The sequence below is a fragment of the Capnocytophaga sp. oral taxon 863 str. F0517 genome, from assembly GCF_000466425.1.
Lineage (GTDB): Bacteria > Bacteroidota > Bacteroidia > Flavobacteriales > Flavobacteriaceae > Capnocytophaga.
In genome coordinates this window covers 1-3,906 of record NZ_KE992112.1, presented here as the reverse complement: position 1 = coordinate 3,906, position 3,906 = coordinate 1, and the positions used below count along the sequence as shown (strand labels likewise).

The 3,906-nt window shown below is 33.5% G+C and carries 3 protein-coding genes and 2 pseudogenes; 1 reads left to right on the top strand and 4 read right to left on the bottom strand.

Annotation, left to right across the window (positions count from 1 at the left end; genetic code table 11):
* The 3 genes and pseudogenes from HMPREF1551_RS13845 to HMPREF1551_RS13105 form a co-directional block, all read right to left on the bottom strand.
* Positions 1-235: pseudogene (locus tag HMPREF1551_RS13845) on the bottom strand (hypothetical protein); the annotation flags it as partial.
* Positions 236-313: 78 nt separating this feature from the next.
* Positions 314-847, bottom strand: a complete 534-nt coding sequence (locus tag HMPREF1551_RS03740; RefSeq protein WP_021627705.1) for a helix-turn-helix domain-containing protein — start codon at positions 845-847, stop codon at positions 314-316.
* Complete coding sequence (locus HMPREF1551_RS13105; protein ID WP_021627704.1) at positions 841-2,889, bottom strand: hypothetical protein; 2,049 nt, start codon at positions 2,887-2,889, stop codon at positions 841-843. The genes HMPREF1551_RS03740 and HMPREF1551_RS13105 overlap by 7 nt, the downstream gene beginning before the upstream one ends.
* 191 nt (positions 2,890-3,080) lie before the next feature.
* On the opposite strand from HMPREF1551_RS13105, the gene HMPREF1551_RS14155 reads away from it, so the two are divergent.
* On the top strand, positions 3,081-3,284 hold the full coding sequence (locus HMPREF1551_RS14155; RefSeq protein WP_021627703.1) for a hypothetical protein: 204 nt from the start codon (positions 3,081-3,083) through the stop codon (positions 3,282-3,284).
* Between the two features lie 248 nt (positions 3,285-3,532).
* Here HMPREF1551_RS14155 and HMPREF1551_RS03720 read toward each other — a convergent pair.
* Positions 3,533-3,906 (bottom strand): annotated as a pseudogene (locus tag HMPREF1551_RS03720) (hypothetical protein); the annotation flags it as partial.

Here is a 3,906-nt window from a genome sequence, read left to right as displayed (position 1 = left end):
AGTGATGTACAGCAACGGCTTTTTTCTGTGCATTGACCCCTGTGCCGAACGACTCACGATAAAGACCAGGGAAGTCTTGATGTGCGCCGTTGTACTGTGGGCGTACAAAGCAGTTAAAGGTTTCGTTATACCGCTTGGCAAGGCGCTCTTTAAACTCAGAGGACTGCTCTAAGAGCCAGCGGCTGAACTCCGTGCGTATCTCGTCTATTTTGGTATTGGCAAGCTGGATAGCCTCCATAAAGGAGGCTTTGTTGTAGTGGATAGTAACATCAGCCTGAAAGAGATGTGAGACAAAACGGCTGTAAATCTCTTTCTAAAAAATAATATCATCAATAATATACTTGTCCTTCTTCTTAGCTACTTTTAATTTTATAATTTCATATTTCTTATCATAAAAATTAAAGCGATAAACATTATATCTTTTTGAATTTATCTTCTTTACCTTAATAGAGTCCAACCATTCTATGAAGATATCTTGGGCATTTACAATAGGATCCATATCTCTATATTCAGTAATACGTTTTATTTTTTTTATCAATTTATTTGATAGAAACTCCCTTTCTATTTTCCTTAATTCTTCTTCGCAAAACTCCCTGTTATCAAGACAAGGCATTTTATCTTGCTGTCTGATGTACTTATCATAAAATTCTAAAATCATTTTTGTAGCTTCATCAGTTTCTTCTTTAGGAGCTTGAATTGGTGCAATTGTATCTTTTTCTACTATGGTATCTCTTTTGATAGAGGAAATAGTATCTCTAATATCATCAGAAGATGATACTTGGGTATTGTTATTGTTACAAGAAAATAACAATAAACACGCTGAAATAAAATAATAAATCTTTACCATCTGAATATTTTAAAATTAACTTCTCTTTTTTCTTCTTTTCTCTTTTTATAATCATTTTCATAAGCAGTATTAGGCCAGAAACGTCTTTGCACAAAATCTGACACCCACTTCTCTCCATTGTACATTTGGATATGCCCAGCAGGATATTTTGGCTGACCTGGGTATGTGTCAAAAACAACAATATCCCCTTTGATAGGAGTATAATCATTAGGGTCTGTTATATTTATTTGATTAAATCCTTTTCTCAGTAAAAAAGGACCATATTTACAAGCATAATCAGGACGCCCATTTGTACTCATCCCACCTGCTTCCATTGCCTCTCTAACATATTTTGCGCAAGAACCAATAGATTTTTCCTTAGCTGCTGCATTTAAGTGTGCTACTGCATCATCAATATCAAAGCCAGATCTTTTAGTGGGTAGTTTAATTTTAAATATTAATCCATCTGTGGTAGGAGTTATTATTGAAGAAAAGTCAGAATAGAAGAAATCTATATAAATATCTTTATCAATTTTACTTGTAATTGTAATTTCAAAGTCAATATAAGTGGTAGTGGGGTAGATTTTGTATATTAAATCACCAAAAGGAGTCGTTCTTTCTTTGTCATTGACAGAAACTTTACTCGTAAGGCTCTTTTCTATTTGCTGATGATCTTTATAATCCTTTTCAGTGTTAGGCATAGTGCTTATTATGGGATAAATATAGCCATATTTACGTTCTCCAAGATGAAAAAGGGAAAAGTGTATGTACATACTATTTCTATCAATTCTTGTAATAGGTATATCAATATATCTTGCTCTACCATCTTGTTTTATATCCATAATACTCTTTGAGGAAAGTATTTGATAGGTTTGTTTTTCTATAGCTATATGTAAAGGTTCTTTTTCTAATGAGATTTTATTAGCAGCCTCTATTTTAAGTGCTGGTAAAAATATATCCTTTAATAGAGGGAGTTGTTCTACTTTCTTTTCATTTACAGTTACTTTAACGGGGCTTTTGCCATAGTGAACTTTAAGGGTATCGGAGGTTACCTCAAAGGTATGGGAGTTTGCGCTTCCGTTAAAGCGTTCTACTTTGATATAGTAATCTTGTACATTATAATCAGAATCGAAGGCAGTGTGAGAGACTCCGTAACCTTTGTTAAAGAGTTCTTTGGTTACTACTATTTCTCTACAAAAGAAGTGGTTATTGTTGAGTTTAAATTTAGGACTTTGGAAGATAACGTCATCAGATGTACACTTGTCTTTTTCGTAAATAGTATATTGCAGAAAATCAGCTATTTCACCTTTGGAGTCAATACATACGCGTATGGTATCACCAATGGATATTTTCTCGATTGGGTTGCCCTGTTTATCAATAAAATAGGTTTTGGTAATCTCTCCTGTTGATTTCTTTCCGTTCTTATCAAGCCCAAAGCTGGCTTTAATGTAGTAATCTTTTTGGTTTCCTTGGTTTTTATTAGTAAGTATGCTTTTGATAGTGTCGATGGGTAGTTTTATTTTTGTAGTGGCGTAATCGGTATGGTCTACACGAGTTGAAACAGTATCTTTTACTATTTCTTTTCCGTTTTCTTCTTGGCACACGTGGAATTGTATTTCCTTACCTGTTAAGCCTTCTGTTTTAGCACGTAGATGGAGGGAATCATAAACACTGACTTTGTTGTTAGTATCGTATTCTCCTTCAGGGAAGAAGTGTGTTGAGATGATTTTAGGGGCTTTCTCAATACGTTTATGAGGGGTAACTTCAATAAAATCTAAAAGTGTATTTTCTTCTATTTCAGGCTTTTTGTCATTCTTATAAACTCTTACTTGAAAAGTAACGCCATCACTACTCTCTTTTTCAAAATGGCATTCAAATTTATATGATTTGCCATTTATAGTTCTTATAGGCTTCCATTGTTTTTCATCATTATTGCAACTAAAAACGTTCCATAGATAATATCCTTCATTTTTCGATATAGAGTTTATCACTTCAAATTTTAGTCTTTCTCCTAAAGTATGGGAGGGAGTTCCTTTTGTTATTTTTATCTTTTCGTCGGGCATAGCTTATTATGTTTTATTTTTGTTGGCAAAGGTACAAAATATTATTTTATGGGCAATGGTTAATGGTTATATTTTTTGTTGGTATGGTTTTTTATTTGTAAAGCTGTTTAAACTTTTCTTATAATAAAGTAAAAGTTCCCGAAAATTAGTAATTTTGTGTTTGAAAAAAAGAACACCAGAATTCAGGAACTTTGGGCAAAGATACAATAAATAAATGGATTATTTCCTTTTTAAGTGTAGGAAAAAGAGGATTTAAAAGTAATTTTGATTTAGCTTCAATATTTTTATTGATTCTCAAGAGGTTAAAACAGGGGTACAATGGAGAGAACTTCCAATTGAGAGCTATTTTGAAAAAGGAGAATCTACAGGCTATCAAGCAAGAAAAAAATCCGTAACCACAAATAGCATTTTTTTGTGTGATAATAAAGGGCAAATGATAGCAAATGGTTGGCTTGACGGATATAAAGGTTTGATAATGAGATACGAGTATCTTGATGTAACTTGGATTGGAATGCTCTTATTAGGGTTTATATCCAAGTTCCTCAAAAAAGTTTAAACACGTTTAAAAATAAAGAAAACCAGCAAAACATCAGTTCTGCTGATTTTCAAAATGGAGATATACAGGTTCTTTAAGGAATAAATGCTACATTTTAAACCCTCGTGAGTTTCTGTTAAGAGTCTCTCTTACAAACTCCTTCGTGGGAGTTGGGGCTTCTTGAGTTTCGCTTTTTTGACTCTCTTGCGATAGTTCTTTATTGAGTTCTTCTGCCTCTTGTACCTCTTGTTTTTCGGCTCCTTCTTGTGCCTCTTGTGGAGTATCGGAGGAGAGTGAAAGTTGTATTTTCCTATCGAGGGCTGAGAGCTCAGTTTTAAGCTCGGAGAGCTGTGTTTCTTTACCCCATACTTTCTCAATGATTTCCTTTAGAAGAGGAATGTCCTTTTGGATAAGAGCAATCTCTTTTTCTTCCTTTTCCATCATTGCTGGGATTTTCTCAATGGCATTGACAAAATTCATTA